Source organism: Bradyrhizobium altum (genome assembly GCF_020889705.1).
GTDB lineage: Bacteria > Pseudomonadota > Alphaproteobacteria > Rhizobiales > Xanthobacteraceae > Bradyrhizobium > Bradyrhizobium altum.
The window spans coordinates 39111-60013 of record NZ_JACMYP010000013.1; the positions used below are offsets into that span (position 1 = coordinate 39111).

Consider the following 20903-nt stretch of genomic DNA (forward strand, 5'->3'; position numbering starts at 1 on the left):
GCAGATCGGGGTGATCATCGATGTCGTTTCTTTCGGCGATAATAACCGGAATGGCGCTGGGGAGCATGTACGGTCTGCTCGCGCTGGGCTTTCACGTCACGTACGCCGTATCCGGCACGGTCAACTTCTCGCAGGGCAGCTCGATGACCCTGGGAGCCGTTGCCGGATACTTCTTCCTCATCGTGTGGGGCTGGCCGGCCGCGATCGGCATCCCAGCGGTGCTGCTGGTCTGCGCGGTTTACGGCGTTCTGATCGAGCGCTTCGCGGTTCGTCCGTTCGTGCTGCGCGGCTCGGACAACTGGCTGATGGCGACCGTTGCGGTCGGCATCATCGTCGACAATGTGATGCTGTTCGTGTTCGGCAAGGAGCCGCGCAGCTTCCCGTCGATGCTCGCGGCCAAGCCGATCCAGATCGTGGAGGGGGCAGGAGTCTACCCCCTGCAGCTCCTGATTCCGGTGGTCGGCCTCTTGCTTGCGCTGGCGCTGCATCTGATCACGCGCCGCACGCGGCATGGCGTCGCGATGCTTGCGGTGGTGCAGAATCCCAATGCCGCGCGGCTGATGGGCATCAATGTCAGCGGCGCCATTGCCGCGAGCTACGCGGTGTCGGCCATGCTGGCAGGCGTCGCCGCGCTGCTGATCGCGCCGCTGTTCAACGTCTCGTCCGAGATGGGCACGCTGTTCGGCATCAAGGCGTTCGCCGCCGCGATCATCGGCGGTCTCGCCAGCGCCTGGGGCGTCATGCTGGCCGGATTGTGTCTTGGCCTGATCGAGGTGTTCGCGACCAACTATCTCGGGTCGGTCTACACCCAGATCATCACGTTCGCTTCCGTCATCGTCATCCTCGTCGTCATGCCGCACGGGCTGCTCGGCCGAGCTGGAGTTAAGAAGGTATGACCTCGCGCGCCTCCCTTCTCGTCGCGGTCGCGGCGTTCGCCATTGCCATCGGCTATGCCGCGATCGCGGACAGCTATTCGGTGTTCCTGATCGCGACGATTTCGCTGACGGCGATCGGCTGCATCGGCCTCAATGTCCTGCTTGGCCTCGCGGGCCAGATCTCGCTCGGCCATATCGGCTTCATGGCGATCGGTGCGTACACCACCGTGCTGCTGATGGAGAAGGCTGGCTGGCCCTACTTCGCCGCGACGGCGGGGGCCATCGTGCTGGTCAGCATCGTCGGCGGCCTGCTCGCGATGCCGGCGCTGCGCGTGCGCGGGCCGTATCTCGCGATGGTGACGATTGCCTTTGGCTTCATCGTCGAGCATGTCACGATCGAGTGGCGCGATCTCACCGGCGGCGGCAACGGGCTGATGCTGAGTGCGCCGCCGAGCGTGTTCGGCTATGCGCTGTCCGAGCGTTCGCTTGCCATCGCTGGTGTCGTGCTGGTGTTCGCCGGCCTCATCCTGTTCGAGCGGCTGAAGCGCAGCGGCTGGGGCTATGCCATGCGTGCCGCCCGCGATACCGAGGTCGCGACGCGCTCGCTCGGCATCGATCTGGTGCAGGTCCGCGCCGTGGCCTTCGTGATCTCGGCGGCCGCGATGGCGCTGGCCGGCGCGCTGTTCGCGCCGCTGCAGGGCTATATCAGCCCGAGCTCGTTCCCGTTCCTGCAATCGGTGCTGCTGTTGTTCGCGGTGATGGTCGGCGGCGCCGGCTCGGTGCTCGGCCCGGTGATCGGCGCTGCGCTCGTGGTGTTACTGCCGGAAGCGCTGTCGGATCTCGCCGAGTATCGCCTGCTGGCCTTCGGCGTGCTGCTGTTCGTCGTGCTGCGCGCCGCGCCCTCCGGCATCGTCGGCCTCGCGGAGCAACTCGCGGCAAGATTCCTGCCGGCACGCAAGCCGGTGGCCGAGCCCGCGATCGCTGCGGCGGAAACCGATGCGGCGATCCTCGAGACCCACAACGCGGCGGGGCTCGACGTGACGGATCTCTCGATCTCGTTCGGCGGCGTGCGCGCGGTCCAGGGCGTATCGTTCAAGGCGGCGCCCGGTGCCGTCACCAGCATCATCGGTCCCAACGGCGCGGGCAAGACCAGCGCGCTCAATCTGCTCTGCGGCTTCTACCGGCCGCAGGCGGGGACGGTGAAGCTCGGCGATCGCGATGTCACGGGCATGACGTCGCATTTGCTGGCGCGGGTCGGCGTGGCGCGCACGTTCCAGACCACGCAGCTGTTCGGCTCGCTCACGATCCTGGAAAACATCCTGCTGGCCGAGCGGGTCGGCCGTCTCGGCGGCGTTGTCTCCGCGCTGCGCAATGCGGAGACTGAGGGTTTCGCCCGGTTCCTGCTGCGCTTTGCCGGTGTCGACGGCGATGTCGATCGTCTTGCGGATTCGCTGTCCCATGGCGAGAAGCGCCTGGTCGAGATCGCGCGCGCGCTCGCGTTGCGGCCCCGCATCCTGCTGCTCGACGAGCCCGCGGCGGGCCTCTCGAAGGGCGACAAGCAGCGCCTGACTGCGCTGTTGCGCCGGATCGCCGATCTCGGGATCGCCGTCATCATCGTCGAGCACGACATGCCGATGATCATGTCGCTGAGCGATCTCATCGTCGTGCTCGACGGCGGCAAGCGCATCGCGATTGGCGATGCGGCGGCGATCCGCAACGATCCGCTGGTCCGCAAGGCCTATCTCGGCGATGCGACGGCCGGCGAGAAGAGCCGCGCGCCGCGGCCAGCGCGGCAGGGCACCGCGCTCGAGGTCAAGACGCTCGATTCGTTCTATGGCCTGTCGCGCGCCCTGAATGGTATCGATCTGGTGGTCGCTCCCGGCGAGGCGGTCGCCGTGCTCGGCGCGAACGGCGCCGGCAAGACCACCCTGATGCGGTCGATCGCCGGTCTCGAACCGCCGCGCTCCACGGGTGAAGTGCGCCTCGCCGAGACGCGCATCGACAGGATGCCCGCACATGTTCGTGCCCGCTATGGCGTCGTGCTGGTGCCGGAAGGGCGGCAGGTGTTTCCGGAGCTGACGGTGAAGCAGAACCTGCAACTCGGCGCCTATGCGCGCAAGGGAATCGACCTCGATGCCGAGATCGAGGCGATGTTCGTGCGCTTCCCGCGGCTGAAGGAGCGCATCGACCAGCGCGCCGGCCTGCTGTCCGGAGGCGAGCAGCAGATGCTCGCGGTGGCGCGCGGACTTCTGACCGGGCCGAAGATCTTCATGCTGGATGAGCCGTCGCTCGGGTTGGCGCCGCTCGTGGTCGATGAACTGTTCGCGTCCTTCGAGCGGCTGCGCAGCGAGGGCATGACCATCATCGTGGTCGATCAGATGGCAGGCCACGCGCTCGCGCTGGCCGACCGGGCCTATCTGCTGGAGACCGGTGCGATCCTGAAGAGCGGGGCTGCCGACATCATCGCCGAGGATCCGCTGCTTGAGGCGGCCTATCTGGGTGGCGAGGCCCAGGCCGGCGCGCCGCAACGGCTCGCGGCACAGGCACGCTGAGGGAGGCGAGGGCGGATGTTGGTCGAAGGCCGCGAAACGGACGGAAGGCAGTCGGGTCGCGTGGGCGCGCCGGACGAGCGGCGTCCCGAATCCGCAGCGACGGTCTGTCCCGACGTGGAAGTGGGGCTCCTTGCCGACAGGGCGCTTCGCGATCGCGCCGCGGGCCAGGTCGTCGCCGTGTTCGAACGTTCGTTCTACGCCGTGATCGACGGGATCTGGATCTGCGTTGGACGGATCGGCATCGGATCGGGTCCGTTGCACGTGGTCGGCGACTTCCGCTGGCCGGGCCTTGTGGTCGGCGATCCGGTGCGGGTCGCGGACTCCATTCTGTGGATCGGAGCGACGCCGCTCGCGAATCTGGCCGCGCGGTCGGTCTGGGCGCCGCCCGCCGCACCACACTGGTCGACGGCCAGCCTGCGACGCGGCCTTGATGCTGTCGACGAAGTGTGGGGCGGTGATCTGACTTCGGAGGGCCTCGCTGTGGCCGGGTCCGGACGTGCTCCGGGCGACGGCTCTGCGCTGGTTCGGGCTGCCATGCCCGGTCTCGCCGCGCTGGAGCTAATCCTCGCAGGCTCGGATGACCATGCGGATCGCGAGTCCGGGCTTGCCAGCCTGATCGGTCTCGGGCCGGGGCTTACGCCGTCCGGCGACGACCTGATCGGCGGTGCGCTGATCGCGCTGGCAGCGCTCGGACGCATCGAATGTCGCGATGCATTGTGGGAACATTGCCGCGCGCTGCTCGACGGCACCAACGACGTCAGCCGAATCCATCTGCGCGCAGCGGCGCTGGGTTACGGCGCGGCGGCGCTGCACGCTGCCATCCATGCAACGATGAGCGGCGAGGCCGCCGAATTTCATCGCGCCCTCACGGCCCTGACGGCGATCGGGCATTCATCCGGACTGGATGCATTCGCCGGCAGTCTGATCGTCCTGCGCCACGCCCTGCGCGAGCGGTGAGGCCGTTGCAGATCAAATTTCGAGTTCTCCCAGACTGCTCCGAACGAAGTTCGGAGCTCTTTTTTTAAGGCGGGATGCGCTTCGGCCGGTCCGCTGTTCGAGCGGGTGCGGAAATTCGCATTCTTCGAGAATCCGGTCTTGACGAAGTAAGTGTTTTCTTATTAACTCGACACAACGAAAATGAACTTTGTTAGGGCGGAGACGATGACGGATCAGGATAGGCCGCAGTATCAGCAGTTGCTGGCGCGCAAGGTCGAAGTCGTGAATGTCGGGCTTGAGGGGTTCGTGAAGGACCTCAGCGACTGCGGCATCGACGTCGTTCACGTCGACTGGAAGCCGTCGGCGGGCGGAGATCCGCAGATGGCGGCTCTGCTCGCGAAGCTCGGTGTGTGAGCGCGCACCGATGAAGCTGATCGAAGACGCAAACCAGCAGGCGCTCGCCCGGATCCTCGAAGGGGAGCCGCGGCTGATCGACATCGTTCCCGCCCGCGAATTGATCCCGGGCCTGCGCGAACGGATGATCCTCCACGCCGGACCGCCGATCTCCTGGGACAGGATGTGCGGCCCGATGCGCGGCGCGGTCGCGGGCGCCATCGTGTTCGAGGGATGGGCGCAAGATCTGCCGACCGCGACCAAGCTCGCCGCCAATGGCGAGATCGAATTTCACCCGAACCACCACTTCGGTGCAGTCGGCCCGATGACCGGCATGACGACGATGTCGATGCCGCTGTTCGTGGTCGAGAACGCGCGCTTCGCCAACCGCGCCTATTGCGCGATCAACGAGGGGCTCGGCAAGGTGATGCGCTTCGGCGGCAACGATGCGAGCGTGCTGAAGCGGCTCGCCTGGCTGCGCGACGTGTTCGGGCCGACGCTCGGCAAGGCGATCCGTGCCGCCGGCGGCATCGACCTGAAATCGATCGTCGCGCGGGGCTTGTCGATGGGCGACGAACTGCATCAGCGCAATCTGGCCTGCTCGAGCGTCTTCCTTCGTGAGATCGCGCCCTGGATGGCGCGAACCTCGACCGACAACGCTGTTCTCGCCGAATGCCTCGCGTTCATCGGGCAGAACGATCAGTTCTTCCTCAACATCGCGATGGCGATGGGCAAGGCGATCACTGATCCCGCCAACGGCATTCGGGGTTCGACCATCGTCACCACGATGTGCCGCAACGGCACCGATTTCGGGATCCGCGTCAGCGGGCTCGGCGAGCAATGGTTCACTGCACCGGTCGAAATGCCGGAAGGGCTGTATTTCGCTGGCTATTCCGAGAAGGACGCCAATCCGGACATGGGCGATTCCGCGATCGTCGAGACGATCGGCCTGGGCGGATTTGCGATGGCGGCCGCGCCCGCAGTTGCTGGCTTCGTGGGGGCCGGCGCGCCGTCCGAGGCCGGCAATTTCACCCGCTCGATGGGCGAGATCACGGTTGCGCAGAATCCGGAATGGACCATCGCCGCAATGGACTTCGCGGGCGTGCCGACCGGCATTGATATCCGCCTGGTCGTCGATTCCGGCGTGGTGCCCGTCATCAACACCGGCATCGCGCATCGCGAGCCCGGCATCGGCCAGGTCGGTGCCGGCGTGGTCAAGGCGCCGTTGGCGTGCTTCCAGCAGGCGATCGTCGCGATCGCCAAGGATTTGGGTGTGTCATGAGCGTCGTTGTCCTCAATGAGGTCCGCAAGGGATTCTATCTCGATTCGGTCGCCCTGATGCGGCTGTCGCGCGAGGTCGCCGGGTCGCCCGGCGTGATCGAGGCGGCGTTGATGATGGGTACTCCGTCGAACGCTGCGATCATGCGCAATGCGGGGCTGCTCGAGGAGGGCACTGCCGTGAAGGGCAATGACCTCGTGATCGCCGTCAAGGCCGAGTCCGAGACCGCTGCCCGCGAAGCCCTCGACAATGCGACCAAGTCGCTCGACAAGCCGAAGAGCCAGGGCGAGGCACAGTCGGCCTGGCGACCGCACTCGATCGCCGCGGCTGTGAAGAACAGGCCGGAGATCAATCTCGCGCTGATTTCCGTGCCCGGCGAGTTCGCCGCCGGGGAGGCCCGCAAGGCGCTCAATCGCGGCCTGCATGTCCTGATGTTCAGCGACAACGTGTCGCTCGAGGACGAATTGTCGCTCAAGCAGCAGGCGCGGGCGGCCGGCCTCCTGATGATGGGGCCGGATTGCGGAACCGCCGTGATCGGCGGCGCGCCGCTGGCGTTCGCCAACAAGATCAGGCGCGGCAGGATCGGTATCATCGGCGCGTCCGGGACCGGAACGCAAGAGGTCTCGTGCCTGATCTCGGAAGCCGGCGCGGGAATCTCCCACGCCATCGGGGTCGGCGGGCGCGATCTGAAGAAGGATATCGGCGGCATCACCACGCTGATGGCGATCGATGCCTTCGAGTCCGATCCGGAAACCGATCATGTGGTGCTGATCTCGAAGCCGCCGCATCCCGATGTCGCCAGGTCCGTCCTTGAGCGGATCGGTAGAAGCCGGAAGTCGTACACCGTGTGCTTCATCGGTGCTTCGGAGATCGAGCTGCCGCCGAACGCCCGCTTCTCGCCGACGCTGAAGGGCGCCGCGGAACTGGCACTGGGAGACAAGAAGATCGGCGCAGGCTTCGACGCGAATGCGGTTGCATCACGGCTTCCGCGCAGGGGCCGAGGCGGCATCGAGGGCTTGTTCGCCGGCGGGACGCTGTGTGCGGAAGCTCAGGTGATCCTCGCTGCCGCAGGCCGGAAGGTGGCGTCGAACGCCGCCATCCCCGGCGTAGTCAAGCTCGGCGTCGAGCCGAACGCCGGACGGGATCGATTGATCGACCTCGGCGACGACGAATATACCCGTGGCCGGCCGCACCCGATGATCGACCCCTCAGTGCGCGACGACGCGTTGCGTGCTGCGCTCAAGAACCGCGATCTTTCGGTAGTCCTGCTCGATCTTGTGCTCGGCTACGGCGCGCATGCCGATCCCGCCGAGCATCTGACGAAGATCGTCGCTGATCGCGGGCAAGATGCGCCGGCGTTGATCGCGTCCGTCGTCGGCACGGAGCAGGATCCGCAAGGGCGCTCCGCGCAGGTCAGGAAACTGGAGCAGGCCGGACTCCTCGTTGCGCCGTCGAATGCCCAGGCGTGCGAGCTTGCGGTTGCCATCGTCCAGAATGCCGGGAGGTAAGGAAATGCGTACACTCAATGACGTGCCGCGTCGCCTGGTGGTCGCGATCGGTGGCAATGCGGTTCACCCCGAGGATATCAGGGGCACTTCCCAGGAGCAGAAGTCCGTCGCGCGGATCACTGCGGAAGCGCTGCTGCCGCTTGCGCAACTCGACAATGAGCTGGTCATCACGCACGGCAACGGCCCGGTCGTCGGCAAGATCATGATGCGCCAGATGCTGACGATGAGCCGAATCCCGCCGATGGACATGGACATCTGCGTCGCGCACAGCCAGGGCGGCATCGGCTATCTCCTGATGCAGGCGATCGAGAATGCCCTGCGCGAGCAAGGCAACCAGCGACATGTGGCAAGCCTGCTGACCCAGGTCGAGGTGGACAAGGACGATCCCGCGTTCAAGAATCCGACCAAGTTCGTCGGACCGTTCTTTTCCGAGGACGAGGCGAAGAAGATCAGCGCGGAGCTCAGTTGGGCGATGCGCGAGGATTCCGGGCGCGGCTGGCGTCATGTCGTGCCGTCGCCGAAGCCCAAGCATGTTTGCGACATCTCGCTGGTCGATGCATTGGTCAAGCGGGGAACGATCGTCATTGCGGGAGGCGGCGGCGGCGTTCCCGTGGTTCGTGATGCAAAGGGCGTGCGCACCGGCGTGCCGGCGGTCATCGACAAGGATCTGACATCCGCTCATATCGCCAATGTGCTTGGTATCGAAGAGTTGCTGATCCTGACCGCGGTCCCGCGCGTCGCGGTGAATTTCGGCAAGCCGAACAAGAAGGAACTGGACCAGGTCAGCCTCGAGGAGATCAAGGCCTATCACCGCGAAGGACATTTTCCTCCGGGGAGCATGGGACCCAAGGTCGATGCGGCAATCCGGTTTCTCGAGGGCGGCGGCAAGCGCGCGATCATCAGTCACCTCGATTGCGCCATGGCGGCGCTGCGGGGCGAGACCGGGACGCACGTCGTTCAGTAACCACCGGGATTGGCGCATCGGCGGGACATTCGCCCGCGCCAATCTGCATTCGAGCGTCGAGCAAGATGGCCCGCGCTCACCGAGTTGAAGCAGTTGGGGCGCATCTGCGCCTCATTCTGATCAGGCGATCGAGCTGGCCGCTGGCTCAAGCTCACACATACAAGACAAACAAGCAGCCTGCGGGATTCAAGGGAACGACAAGGCAATGGCCATTCAATCCAGCATTAGGGCGAACCTGTACAAGGATTCCGTGTCGTTGATGCGAATCTCGCAGGTCACGGTCGCCCGGACCGGCGTGCAGCGGGTCACGCTGCTGATGGGAACGCGCAGCAACAAGGAGTTCCTGCAGCAGGCCGGGCTGATGAGTCCGGCGCTCGAGAGCGCCAAGCCAGGCGATATCATGATCGTTGTGGCGGACGATGCGCCCGAAAAGCTCGCAGCCGCGGAGCGGGAGATTCACTCCCTGATCGCCGGCGAAGAACCGAAGGGCGGATCGACCGAATCGGCGGCGGAAGCACCGCCGCGCTCGATCTCCGGCGGCGTCGCGATGGCCGATCATGCCGACCTCGCACTGATCTCGGTGCCGGGTCCCTATGCCGCCGCGGAAGCCCTGAAGGCCCTGCGCCAGGGTCTCAACGTGCTGCTGTTCAGCGACAACGTCCCGATCGAACAGGAGCAGGCCATCAAGCGCGTTGCGGCGCAGAAGGGCCTGCTGGTGATGGGACCGGATTGCGGCACGGCCATCATCAATGGCGTGCCGCTTGGATTTGCCAACGTCGTTCGGCGCGGCGCGATCGGGCTCGTCGGAGCGTCGGGCACAGGTCTGCAGGAGGTGATGTGCCAGATCCATCGTCATGGCCAGGGCATCTCGCAGGCGATCGGCACCGGCAGCCACGACGTTTCCAGCGAGGTCGGCGGCATCACCATGTTGCAGGGCCTGGAGCTGCTGGCCGCCGACGCGCAGACCAAAGTTGTCGCCATCGTCTCCAAGCCTCCCGCGCCCGACGTGCAGAAGCGGGCGATCGAGCGCGCCAGCGCGATCGGAAAGCCGGTCGTGATCTGCTTCCTCGGCGGCGAGCCGGCAGCATCCGCCGGCAATGTTCACCGCACATCGTCGCTTGAGGAGACGGCGCGGCAGGCCCTCGCGCTTGCGGCGCCCGGCCAGCCCGAGCGTAACGAAGGTACGATCGAACAGTTGGCAACAAGGGTTTGTGCGTCGCTGGCACCCTCGCAGCGCTACCTGCGCGGTCTCTACTCCGGCGGAACGTTCTGCTCGGAAGCCCAGACCATCTGGCGGGCGGCGGGCATTCGTGCCCGGTCGAACGCGCCGCTTGCCGGCGTAGATCGTCTGGCCGACGTGGAACAGAGCCACGGGCACACGGCGATCGATCTGGGCAGTGACGAATTCACGGTGGGGCGTCCGCATCCGATGATCGACTATGGCGTGCGGATCGAACGGCTGTTGAAGGAAGCGGACGATCCGACCGTAGCCTGCATCGTCCTGGACGTCGTGCTCGGTTACGCCAGCCACCCCAATCCGGCAGAGATCCTGGCCCCGGCGATCCGGCGGGCGAAGGCCGCAGCGCGAGCGCAGGGGCGGGAGCTTCCCGTGGTCTGCTTCGTCTGCGGCACGGATTCAGATCCGCAGCCCTACGAGACCCAGAAAGCCATGTTGGCGGACGCCGGCGCGGAGATTGTCGGTAGCAGCACGGGCGCAGCCCGTTCCGCGCAAGCCATCGCGAGCCGCATGGCCGTGGACGACAACGCCACAGGGCGCCGTGCGATGCAAGGTGGAGAACGATGATGAACGCAGCCCCTTCCGCGCTCCAGAACAAGACATCGGTGATCAGCCTTGGCGCCTCCGGCCTCGACCGCGGTGTCGAGAGCAGCGGGGCTCCGCTGGTGCGTCTGCAGTGGCAGCCGGTCGGCGACGGAAGTTCCGAGGTCGCCTGGAGCCTCGCGCAACTGGTCGGCGATGCCGGCGATGCCGACTGCCTCGGATCGCGGATTGATCGCGCCAATGCGGAAGTGCTTGAGCGCATCCTGACCGCGCAGCCGGTATGGGTCGACGTCGCGGCGCACGCGTCCGAAGTCTGGCCGGACATGGGCCGGACGCTGCTCCATGCCGGTCCGCCGATCGCCTGGAGCGATATGTGCGGTCCAATGAAGGGGGCGGTCGTCGGCGCAATTCTCTACGAGAAATGGGCGACGACCCAGCAAGAGGCCGAGCAACTCGTCGCGGCAGGCGGCATCCGCTTCGCGCCGTGCCATGAATTCGGCGCGGTCGGGCCGATGACCGGGATCATCTCACCCTCAATGCCGCTGTTCGTGGTGCTGAACCAGACCACGGGCAATCGCGCCTATGCGCCGATGATGGAATCCGGCGGCGCCAAGACGCTGCGTTTCGGCGCCTTCGCGCCCGAGGTGATCGAAGGCCTCAAGCTCATCGAGAATGTATTGGCGCCATGTCTGAAGGCCGCGGTCGCTGGCATCGACGGTGGATTGCCGTTGAAGCCGCTGATGTCGCAGTCGCTGCACATGGGCGACGACGTCCACAATCGCAACACGGCGGCGACCCTGCTGCTGTATCGCGCCGTCACGGAATCGCTGCTCAAGTCCTCGATCTCGCGCGATCTGGTTCACGAGACGCTGCGGACGATCGGGGCGGACGATATGTTCTTCCTCAGCCTGTCGATGGCGGCATGCAAAGCAACCATGGATGCCGCGCACGGCGTGCCGTTCAGCAGCATCGTCACAGCAATGGCGCGCAACGGCGTGAATGTCGGCATCCGGGTCAGCGGACTGAACGGGCAGTGGTTTGTCGGTCCGGCCGACATCCCTGTCGGCCTGTTCCTGCCCGGCTTCAGCGAGGCCGATGCCAATCCCGATATCGGCGACAGCGCGATCACCGAGACCGCGGGACTCGGCGCGTTCGCGATGGCGGCGGCTCCGGCGATGGTGCAGTTCGTCGGCGGCACGCCGCAGGACGCGCTGCGTTACTCGCGCGAGATGGCGCACGTCACGATCGGCCGTAATCCCGGCTTCACTCTGCCGATGCTCGACTTCATCGGAGCTCCGGTCGGCATCGACATCCGCAAGGTCGTGGACGAAAGCATGCGGCCGGTCATCAACACCGCAACCGCGCACAAGGAGCCGGGCATGGGGATCATCGGCGCCGGCGTCGTGCAGGCGCCGATGAAGTGCTTCGTCGACGCCGTCGGCGCGCTAGCGACGGTGGCCGCGAGATGACGTTGATTCGAGTCTGAGAACGGCGGCGCCGTCGCGCTGCCGATTGAAAAAATGCCGCAACAAAGATTGCGGCAACACCCGGAACGAACAGGAGGAAACAGATGAACGGTACCCGTCGTGCATTTCTGCAAACAGGCCTGCTCTCGGCAGCCTGGATCGGTTCATCAGGCCGGCTCGCCTTCGCCGACGATGCTGCGAAGCCGCTGCGCATCGGCATTCTCATTCCGGGGTCGCGGGCCGACCATGGCTGGATGGAGTCGGCCTACAACGGCATGAAGGCGGCCGAGCAACGCCACGGCAACAAGGTCGTGATCACGTCGATCGAGAACGTCAAGTTCGCCGACATGGAGCAGGCGCTCGTCACGCTCGCGAGCAAGAACGACATGGTGATCGGCGCCGCGGGGCAGACCCAGGCATCGGTGCTCAAGGTCGCCAAGCGGTTCCCGAAGGTGAAGTTCTCCATCGTCGGCCCGACCGGACAATCGACCGAAAACGTCGCGCAATACGACGTGCTGCAGGCCCAGATCGGCTTCATTGCCGGCGCGGTCGCCGCGATGATGTCAAAGAACGGTGCGGTGAGTTACGTCGGCGGGCTTGAAATCCCGGCCATCGTCAACACCGGAACGGAATTCGCGAACGGCGCCAAGCACGTCAAGCCGGACACCAAATGCTTCGTGACCTACACCGGCGACTTCGACGACGTCGCCAAGGCGAAGGAAGCGACCCTTGCCGCGATCGCGCAGGGGGCTGACGTCCACTACAACATCCTTAATCTCGGCGTGCGCGGAATGGAGCAGGCGGCGCGCGAGAAGGGCACCAGGATGATCGGGAGCTATACCAATTACTGCTCCGACAACAATCCGCTCTACATCGCCTACACGGTCAGCGGCATCGGGTTCATGGTCGAATATGCCATCGACCAGGCCGTCGCCGGAACGTGGCACCCGGAGTACAAGCAGTTCGGCCTCGCGATGGGGCCACGTTCGGCCGACATCGAGATCTGCGCCGGGGCAACGCCTGAGATCCAGGCCAAGATCAAGGAGCTCAAGGACGACCTGCTGTCGAACAAGATCAAAGTCAAGGTGGGTTGACCGTGGCTCTTCTCGAACTGTCTGGCTTGACCAAGCGCTTCGGGGCTTTCATCGCGCTCGACGACATATCGCTGCTGATCGAGCGCGGCGAGGTGCACTGCCTGCTTGGCGAGAACGGCGCCGGCAAATCGACATTGTGCAACCTGGTGTTCGGGGTGCACCGGCCGGATGGCGGCACGATGACGTTGGGCGGGGAGCCGTTCGATCCGCGCGGCCCGGCGGAGGCGCTGCAGCGCGGCGTCGTGATGGTGCATCAGCATTTCAGCCTGGTGCCCACCATGAGCGTGGCCGAGAACCTGATGCTCGGCCGCGCCAGCGCGGTGCTGAAGCCGCAGGACATCATGGTGCGGATGGAGCAGCTCGCAGCGGAATACGGCCTCGAAATCGACCCCGAGGCGCGGATCGATGAACTTTCGGTCGGCGAGCGGCAGCGGGTCGAGATCATCAAATGCCTGCTCGGCGATCCGCAACTGCTCGTGCTCGACGAACCGACTGCCGTGCTGCAGCCGGATGAGATCGATGCGCTGCTGGCGATCTGCCGCCAGGTGGCGCTGCGCGGCAAGTCCGTGATCCTGGTGACGCACAAGCTCGGCGAAATCAGCCGTGTGGCCGATCGCACGACGGTGCTGCGGCAGGGCCGGATCATCGAGACCGTCGCGATGGACGGTGCCGACATCCGGTCGCTGGTGCGCTCGATGGTTGGCCGCGACGTCCAGTCGGCCGGTTCGGTGCTCGCCGCGGCGGTCGACGTCGAAGGCAAGACGCCGGCGAAACCCTCGGACGCGGCTGGTCCGGTGTCGCCGGGTGAGGCGGTGCTGCAGATCTCGGACCTCGTGTATCGCGACCCGCATGGGGTGCCGCGGCTCGATGGCCTGAGCCTCACGGTCGGCACCGGCGAGATCGTCGGGATCGCGGGCGTCGAGGGCAACGGCCAGACCGAGCTTGGATTGATCCTGGCCGGGCTCGCCTCGCCAAGCGCCGGCGCGATCGTGGTCGGCGGCACGCCGGTGGCCGGTTGCACGCCGCAGGAGATCACGGATGCGGGTGTCGGCATCGTTCCCGAGGATCGCCATGCGGTGGCCTGCATCAGGGAATTGTCGGTTGCCGAGAACCTGTTTCTCGGCGCCATCGGAAAATTCAGCCGCTTCGGCCTGCTCGACAAGTCGGCGCGGCGCAAGGCGGCGGAGGCGATGATGCGCGACTTCGACGTGCGGGCGAGCAGCCCGGACGTCTCGATGGCGAGCCTCTCCGGCGGTAATCAGCAGAAGGCGGTGCTCGCGCGTGAGCTGTCGCTCGATCCGCTGGTGTTCCTTCTCGCCGCGCAGCCGACGCGCGGCCTCGACGTCGGTGCGATCGAGGCCGTCTACAATCGCATCCGCGCCGCGCGTGACGACGGCCTCGGGGTGCTTTTGATCTCCAGCGAGCTCGAGGAGCTGATGGCGGTGTCGGATCGGATCGCGGTGATCTACCGCGGCAAGCTGGTTGGCGAGCTCGCGGCCGGGTCGTTCAGCCGCGAGGCGATCGGAGCGATGATGTCGGGGCACGCGCATGTCTAGGTTGGCCATGGTCATGAAAAATCCGAAGCTGGCGCGGGTCGCGCAGGGCGCGCGGCTCGAGTTCGTGCCGTTGCAGGTTCTGGTTCCGGTGGTAGCGACCCTGATCGCGCTCGGGATCGGCCTGCTCATCATCGCCGCCACCGGTGCGTCCGTCCTTGAGGCGATCGAAGCTTTCTGGGACGGCATGGCGGGGAGCGATTTCAACATCGGTGCCTCGATCAATCGCGCCATCAGCCTCGCGCTGGTCGGTCTCGGCTTCATCTTTGCCAGCCGTGCCAACCTGACCAATGTGGGCGGCGAGGGGCAGATCGCGATGGGCGGGATGTTCGCGACGGCCGCGGCCCTGCATGGCGCCGGCGGCCTGCCGTTGGGACTGGCGTTCATCGTGCCGCTTGCCGTGGGGACCGTCGCCGGCGCCGTTTGGGGCGGCTTGGCCGGCTTCCTCAAGGCGGCGCGCGGTACCAACGAGGTCATCAGCACACTACTGTTGAGCTTCATTGCGCTTCCGCTCGTGTACTGGTCGGTCGAATCCTTTCACCTGCTGCGCAAGCCGATCAGCGACGTGTCGTCGTTGCCGGAATCGGCGGAGATTCCTGACACAACCAAGCTGCCGCTGCTGTTCCCGGACAATGGATCACCGCTCCATATCGGTCTGCTGATTGCGGCGATCGCCGTTGTCGTGGTGTGGCTGGTGCTCAAGCACAGCACGCTGGGCCTGCGGCTGCGCGCCGTCGGCTTGAATACGACGGCCTCCCGCCGTGCCGGCATGCGGACGAGCTTCTACGTGATCCTGGCCATGACGGTCTCCGGCGGCCTGGGCGGTCTCGGCGGCGCGATCATGATCCTCGGTCAGCAGTTCTATCTGACGAGCGATTTCTCGTCCGGCTACGGATTTGACGGCCTGGTAGTCGGCCTGCTGTCGCGCGGCTCGGCCGTTGGCGTCGTGATCGGTGCGTTGCTGTTCGGCTTCCTGCGATCGGGGTCCATCAACATGGAAATCTCGGCGCATGTCCCGTCCGCCGTCGTCCTGATCTGCCAGGGCCTGATCGTCATCGTCATTGCCGGCTCCGCGATCCTCACCAACCGAAAGGTGACCCGATGATTGACGAACAAATGGCTGTGTTCATCGGTTCCGGACTCCGGCTTGCGGTTCCGATCATTTTCGCCGCAACGGGCGAGATGCTGAGCGAGCGCGCCGGCGTGCTCAACCTCAGCCTCGACGGCATGATGCTGATGTCGGCTTTCACGGCGGCGCTGGCATCGTGGGCGACCGGCTCGCCGCTCATTGGCGTCGCGGCCGGCGTATTGGTCGCGACGGCGGTTGCTGGGGCGCAGGCCGTGTTGAGCGTGACATTGCGCGCCAATCAACTGGTGGTGGGGATCGGGTTCAACATCCTGGCGCTGGGATCAACAACGTTTCTCTACCGTGAGATCTTCGGGCCGCTGTCGCGCGATCCGATCCCCGGATTCGCGCAGCTCAATCTGCCGTGGCTCGCGCATATCCCGGTGATCGGGTCGGCGTTGGCGAACCAGACCGGCCTTGCCTATGTCAGCATCCTGATGGTCGTCGTGACCTGGCTGATCCTGAAATATACGTCGTTCGGGCTGGCGGTGCGGGCGGTCGGCGAGGATCCCCGCGCCGCGGACAAGGCCGGCATCAGCGTCGCCAGGACGCGCTATCTCGGCGTGCTCTACGCGGGCATTCTGGCCGGGCTCGGCGGTGCCTTCATGTCGGTCGCGGACAGCAATACGTTCACCGAGAACATGACCAAGGGCGCGGGCTATCTTGCGATCACGGCCGTGATCTTCGGCGGCTGGAATCCCTGGTACACGCTGGCGGCGTGCCTGCTGTTCGGCTTCGCGACCGCGCTGCAATTCCTGGTGCCGGCGTTGCAGCTCGATGTGCCGGTCGCGCTGCTGTTGCTGCTGCCATATCTGCTGGCGCTGGTCGCCATCGCGGGCTTCGTCGGAAAGAGCAGACAGCCCTCGGCCCTGACCATTCCGTTCGAACGCGGCGGCTGATCCGCAACAGACTTCAAGAAAACATAGGCAAGGGAGGACAATCCGATGACGAGTTCCAATTTAGCAAAGGCCGCGGAATCCGCCGCGCCCGGCACCGCCAATCCCCTTGGGTCTGCTCCCGGCTACAAATGGCTGGTCGACGACAACAACGTCAACATGGCGATGGCGCTGCCGCCGCCCAGGGCGGTCACGATCGACGCGCAGCCCCAAACCGTGACGGTCGATCTGCACCGCACCGTTCTCATCGTCGTCGACATGCAGAACGACTTCTGCGCGAAGGGCGGATGGGTCGACCATCTCGGCCTCGATCACACGCCGGATCGGGCACCGATCGAGCCGCTGCAGAAGCTTCTCCCGGTGTTGCGGAGCGCCGGCGTGCACGTCATCTGGCTGAATTGGGGCAATCGGCCCGATCTCAAGAACATGGCGCCCAACCAGCTCCATCTGTACAAGCCGAAGGGTGTCGGTATCGGTCTTGGCGAGGCGTTGCCGGGCAGCGGCGCGCGCGTGCTGCAGAAGGACAGCTGGGCCGCGGCCGTCGTCGATGAATTGCAGCAGGAGCCCGAGGACATTCACGTCGACAAATACCGGATCAGCGGCTTCTGGGACACGCCGCTGGACAGCATCCTGCGCAATCTCGGAACCAAGACGATCCTGTTCGCCGGCGTCAACACCGATCAATGCGTGCTGCATTCGCTCACCGACGCGAATTTCCTGGGCTACGGTTGCCTCCTGGTCGAGGACTGCTGCGCAACGACCTCGCCGGGCTACTGCGTTGAAGCAACCCTGTTCAACGTCAAGAAATGTTTTGGCTTTGTGACGCATTCGTCAAACGTCATCGAGGCCATTTCAGGAGCAGATCCAACGGCGTGACAGACTTGGGCACGGCGCGACATCACCTGTGGCGGGCCGCCGTTTGCGACGTCGGCCGCCTCGGAGTGCACACACTAGCCTTGTGACGTCGCTTGCGATTCTCGTCCGCCCAGGCGCGGCTCGGTCCCGGCAAGCAGCCGCTGGATGTTCGCGCGATGGCGCGCGATCACGTAAAGGCCACCTGCGATGACCAGCAGCCGATAGGGCAATGGCTGCTCCAGGGCGCAGACCAGCGCGATTGCAGTGAACGCCGCCAACATTGAGCTCAGGGAAACGATCCGGGAAATTGCCAGCACAACGCCAAAGGCCGCAGCGGCTCCGAAACCGACTGGCCAGGACAGCGCCAGCAAGACGCCGAGCCCCGTCGCTGCGGATTTGCCACCCCTAAAATTCAACCAGATCGAACGGCTGTGGCCCAGCAATACCGCAAGTCCGGCCAGGCAGACCGCCCAAGGCAACAAGGTTTGCAGATCGATCGCCGTCGGTGGCGTGACCGACGGTAAGAACCAGCGGGCAAATGCAATCGCCCCCGCGCCCTTCAGCACATCGACCAGCAGGACCGCCAACGCGGGCCACTTGCCCAGGGTACGCAAAACGTTCGTGGCCCCGGTGGACCTGGAGCCGTGCTCCCGGATGTCGATGCCCCTCAGCAGTTTCCCCGCCAGATAGCCCGCGGGTATCGAGCCGAGAAGGTAAGCGGTCGCCAATCCAGCCGCACTCGCGATCCAAAAAACCATAGGCCTCTCCTCGATGCGCCAGCGTCAGGCAAGCGTCATCCGGAGTCTACCATCTATGCGACGGCCGATATCGTGGATACGAGGGGGCGATTCCCTTACCCGCTCCAATCCCCTTTGGAATAGGCTGGCCTTGCGATAGATACCGCGATCGACATGCCGATCGATCGGCGATGCTGCCGCAACGGAGACAGGACACGGAATGACGACGCACGCCATCGAGATTCGCCGCCTCTTGCCTGCGGACGCTGCGCTTTATCGCGACATCCGTCTCGAGGCGCTGCGCTTGAGCCCCGAGGCGTTCGGCAGCGCGTATGAGACGGAGAGCGTGCATCCCGTCGAATGGTTCGCGGAGAGGCTCGCGCACGGGGCGGCGATACTTGGGGCGTTTTGGGGCGGCGAGCTCGCCGGCATCGTTGGCTTCTTTGCGGCGGAAGGGCCGAAGCGGCAACACAAGGGCATGCTGTTCGGGATGTATGTGCGGCAGCAGGCGCGATGCGCCGGTGTCGGCCGGCTTCTGGTCGAATCCGCGCTCGAGCTCGCCGTGCAATCAGTCGAACTGGTGCAGCTTGCCGTGGTGAAGGGCAACGAGCCGGCCGTCCGGCTCTACCGGAGCATGGGCTTTGTGGAGTACGGGCTGGAGCAGCACGCGCTGAAGATTGACGGCCGCTACTATGATGACATCTTGATGATGAAGGATCTGGTCGGGCGCGACTGACGTCGTACAAAGTGAACCGACACAATTCCGGCGGCCCGTTGCGATAGCCGCACGTCCACGCTTAACGTCACGCATCCGTTTGCTGTCATCGCCCCGGGGACGCTGCCATGCCGAAGATCGATCTGACAAAGGTGCCGGAACGCAAGGGGAGCGGCTATCCGGCCGAATTCGCCGCACCGTGCGCGGAACGAATCCGGCAGCGTCTCGGCGACGTCGGCGGGCTTGCCGATTTCGGCGTCAATCTGATGCGGCTGCCGCCCGGCAACTGGTCGAGCCAGCGCCATTGGCATTCGGATGAGGACGAGTTCGTCTATGTGCTTGCGGGCGAGGTGGTGCTGATCGAGGACGGCGGCGAGACGGTGCTGAGCGCCGGCGATTGCGCGGCGTTCCCGAAGAATTCCGGCAACGGGCACCACATGATCAACCGGTCGCAGATGACGGCGACCTATCTCGAGGTCGGCTCGCGCTCGCGTGCCGACCTCATCACCTGTTCCGACATCGATATGATGAGCCCGAGCTCCGACGGCCGCTTCCTGCACAAGGACGCCGGCCGTACGAATAGGCCCTGAACCGCAGGCCGGCGCGAAATCCGGCGTTGCGGATTGGCCGGCGAAAGACCAATCTTCCGGAGAGGGAGCCTTGGTCGCGTGCCATGACGGAATGGTACTTCATCTGGATTGACGGTCCGCGCGGACCCGAGCCGCAGAAGTGGTCGTCGGACGCGCTCTGGGGCCAGCTTGCGCGCCAGGACATCATCGTCCGCTTTCCCTTGAGCGATCGCGAAGCCGGGTTGTCGCTCGACCAGCTGGCGCGGCTGCATCCCGTGCCGCAGTGAGCTACGCGCGGCAGTCTCACACCACCAGCCGTCCCTCGCGCTCCGCGACCGTGATCTGGGCTTCCCTTCCCGAGTTGAAATCGAGCTGGTCGGCCTCGATGCCGTCGCTGAAGATGACGCCGTTCTCCGGCATCCGGACGCTGGGGCGCTCGGCGCGTTCGAGGCTGCCGCAGGCGAGGGTGACCTGCGACGTGCGTCTTGGAAAAGGCTCGCCCGCCGGTGTTCTTTGCGCGCACATTCAATCCGCCGGGTTGACCGTCATACCGAGAGATCGAAGCCGGGCGTCGCGACGTCGGTTAAGAACGAGGCCAGGAACATTTTTCCAAGTACGTGCCTGGCCGCGGGTGTGCGGGCCTTGAGCCGGCCGCTTCGGATGGCCGCCCTGAATTCCGTTGGCGTCGGCGCCGCAATATTGGTGTGAGGTGCCGCGCGTGGCGCTATTGCTGACGCGCTGAGCAGGACGCTGGCGTAATAAAGTCGGCTAAGGGCGCGCACGAGCCGAAGCCGGGCACGCACAGCGTCGTCCGGCGCGCGGCCGAGGCATGACCGCAGCAGGACGTCTTCGAGCTCCGCCGACCGCGCGATGCTGTCGCTGATGATGGCGATATCGACCAGCGGATCGTTACGATAGCCGGACTCCCAGTCGATCATCCAGAGCCGCTTGCCGTCGTACAGGATGTTGGCGGGAATCAGATCATTGTGGCTGGAGAGCGAATTCGCATCATTCCAGACATAGGCCGCACGGATACGCTCGAAATGTTCGCTGTATCGATCAAGCGTGCCAGGAGCAAACAAGCCGGTACGACAGACGTGGGACCAGAGCCAGCCCACGATATCCGGATAGCGTACCAGATGTGGAAAGACCGGTGTCGCGTGCAGCCGCGCCAGCAATTCGCCGAGCGTCTCTGCCAACGCAGGCAGTCCGCCAGTGTAGCTGCCCAGCGGTTGCCTCGCGACAAAGTCCATCACGGCAATGCGCGAGCCTTCGTCGGCGTAGTAGAGCCTTGGTGCAATGCCGGCTTCGGCGGCGATGCGCAGCGACGTATATTGATGCGGATTTTGCAGCGCGCTCGCTGGTCCCTCGATCCGCAATCGCTGCAGCGGACTGACCGGCCCCTCCGCTCGCAACAGATAGCGGCGGCCGCCCGCATCGATTCGGAACAGCCGCGCGCCCGTTGTGCCGCCTGAGATCGGCGTCACAGCGTCGATCGCTGCCCTGCCGATCACCTCACGCAACGCAGCATCGCGTTCTGCCGACTGAAGTGTATCGAGATCACTCATGCACAAAAAGTTAGCATGACGGCTATGCGTGCCGAAA

Annotated in this window: 20 protein-coding genes; 17 read left to right on the plus strand and 3 right to left on the minus strand. The window is 65.4% G+C overall.

The window, feature by feature from the left end; all coding sequences use genetic code 11:
- The first annotated feature begins 20 nt into the window (after positions 1-20).
- The 14 genes from H8B02_RS06365 to H8B02_RS06430 all read left to right on the plus strand — a co-directional run bounded on the left by H8B02_RS06365 (position 21) and on the right by H8B02_RS06430 (position 17298).
- Entirely contained in the window at positions 21-896 is an 876-nt protein-coding gene (locus tag H8B02_RS06365) for a branched-chain amino acid ABC transporter permease (protein WP_176530589.1), read from the plus strand.
- Entirely contained in the window at positions 893-3427 is a 2535-nt protein-coding gene (locus H8B02_RS06370) for a branched-chain amino acid ABC transporter ATP-binding protein/permease (RefSeq protein WP_229165392.1), read from the plus strand. Before H8B02_RS06365 ends, H8B02_RS06370 begins: the two co-directional genes overlap by 4 nt.
- A gap of 15 nt (positions 3428-3442) precedes the next feature.
- Positions 3443-4384, plus strand: a complete 942-nt coding sequence (locus tag H8B02_RS06375) for an oxamate carbamoyltransferase subunit AllH family protein (protein ID WP_229165394.1) — start codon at positions 3443-3445, stop codon at positions 4382-4384.
- 204 nt (positions 4385-4588) lie between these two features.
- Positions 4589-4777, plus strand: coding sequence for a hypothetical protein (locus H8B02_RS06380; RefSeq protein ID WP_229165396.1), 189 nt, complete (start codon positions 4589-4591; stop codon positions 4775-4777).
- A 10-nt stretch (positions 4778-4787) separates the two neighbouring features.
- Positions 4788-6038: a YlbE family protein gene (locus H8B02_RS06385; RefSeq protein ID WP_229165398.1), complete on the plus strand. Its 1251-nt coding sequence runs from the start codon at positions 4788-4790 to the stop codon at positions 6036-6038.
- Positions 6035-7543: an acyl-CoA synthetase FdrA gene (gene fdrA, locus H8B02_RS06390; protein ID WP_229165400.1), complete on the plus strand. Its 1509-nt coding sequence runs from the start codon at positions 6035-6037 to the stop codon at positions 7541-7543. Before H8B02_RS06385 ends, fdrA (H8B02_RS06390) begins: the two co-directional genes overlap by 4 nt.
- Positions 7544-7547: 4 nt before the next feature.
- Entirely contained in the window at positions 7548-8507 is a 960-nt protein-coding gene (arcC, locus tag H8B02_RS06395) for a carbamate kinase (protein WP_229165402.1), read from the plus strand.
- A gap of 205 nt (positions 8508-8712) precedes the next feature.
- Positions 8713-10311: an acyl-CoA synthetase FdrA gene (fdrA, locus tag H8B02_RS06400; RefSeq protein ID WP_229165404.1), complete on the plus strand. Its 1599-nt coding sequence runs from the start codon at positions 8713-8715 to the stop codon at positions 10309-10311.
- Entirely contained in the window at positions 10311-11756 is a 1446-nt protein-coding gene (locus H8B02_RS06405) for a YlbE family protein (protein WP_229165406.1), read from the plus strand. Before fdrA (H8B02_RS06400) ends, H8B02_RS06405 begins: the two co-directional genes overlap by 1 nt.
- A 101-nt stretch (positions 11757-11857) precedes the next feature.
- The gene (locus H8B02_RS06410) at positions 11858-12847 is read left to right on the plus strand and encodes a BMP family protein (protein WP_229165408.1); all 990 of its coding nucleotides are present in this window, start codon (positions 11858-11860) and stop codon (positions 12845-12847) included.
- A 2-nt stretch (positions 12848-12849) separates the two neighbouring features.
- Complete coding sequence (locus tag H8B02_RS06415; protein ID WP_229165409.1) at positions 12850-14403, plus strand: ABC transporter ATP-binding protein; 1554 nt, start codon at positions 12850-12852, stop codon at positions 14401-14403.
- A 13-nt stretch (positions 14404-14416) separates the two neighbouring features.
- Positions 14417-15505, plus strand: a complete 1089-nt coding sequence (locus H8B02_RS06420; protein WP_229165410.1) for an ABC transporter permease — start codon at positions 14417-14419, stop codon at positions 15503-15505.
- A gap of 11 nt (positions 15506-15516) precedes the next feature.
- Positions 15517-16425 carry an ABC transporter permease gene (locus H8B02_RS06425; protein ID WP_229165411.1) on the plus strand — a complete coding sequence of 303 codons (909 nt, stop codon included), beginning with the start codon at positions 15517-15519 and terminating at the stop codon, positions 16423-16425.
- Between the two features lie 45 nt (positions 16426-16470).
- Positions 16471-17298, plus strand: a complete 828-nt coding sequence (locus tag H8B02_RS06430) for a cysteine hydrolase family protein (RefSeq protein ID WP_229165412.1) — start codon at positions 16471-16473, stop codon at positions 17296-17298.
- Positions 17299-17372: 74 nt separating this feature from the next.
- On the opposite strand, the gene plsY is transcribed toward H8B02_RS06430, so the two are convergent.
- A complete protein-coding gene (gene plsY / locus H8B02_RS06435) occupies positions 17373-18035 on the minus strand; it encodes a glycerol-3-phosphate 1-O-acyltransferase PlsY (protein WP_229165414.1) in 663 nt (220 codons plus the stop codon).
- A 199-nt stretch (positions 18036-18234) separates the two neighbouring features.
- Between plsY and H8B02_RS06440 the strand changes: the two genes are divergently transcribed.
- From H8B02_RS06440 to H8B02_RS06450, 3 genes are all read left to right on the plus strand, one after another.
- On the plus strand, positions 18235-18750 hold the full coding sequence (locus H8B02_RS06440; RefSeq protein WP_229165416.1) for a GNAT family N-acetyltransferase: 516 nt from the start codon (positions 18235-18237) through the stop codon (positions 18748-18750).
- A gap of 107 nt (positions 18751-18857) precedes the next feature.
- Positions 18858-19319, plus strand: coding sequence for a cupin domain-containing protein (locus tag H8B02_RS06445; protein WP_229165417.1), 462 nt, complete (start codon positions 18858-18860; stop codon positions 19317-19319).
- Between the two features lie 83 nt (positions 19320-19402).
- Positions 19403-19585 (plus strand): hypothetical protein, encoded by a 183-nt coding sequence (locus H8B02_RS06450; RefSeq protein ID WP_050420832.1) that lies wholly within the window; start codon positions 19403-19405, stop codon positions 19583-19585.
- A 16-nt stretch (positions 19586-19601) separates the two neighbouring features.
- Here H8B02_RS06450 and H8B02_RS06455 read toward each other — a convergent pair whose 3' ends face one another.
- Together H8B02_RS06455 and H8B02_RS06460 are read right to left on the minus strand one after the other, a co-directional pair.
- Complete coding sequence (locus H8B02_RS06455; RefSeq protein WP_229165418.1) at positions 19602-19823, minus strand: hypothetical protein; 222 nt, start codon at positions 19821-19823, stop codon at positions 19602-19604.
- Between the two features lie 20 nt (positions 19824-19843).
- Positions 19844-20866, minus strand: coding sequence for a phosphotransferase (locus tag H8B02_RS06460; protein ID WP_229165421.1), 1023 nt, complete (start codon positions 20864-20866; stop codon positions 19844-19846).
- Positions 20867-20903 lie beyond the last annotated feature (37 nt).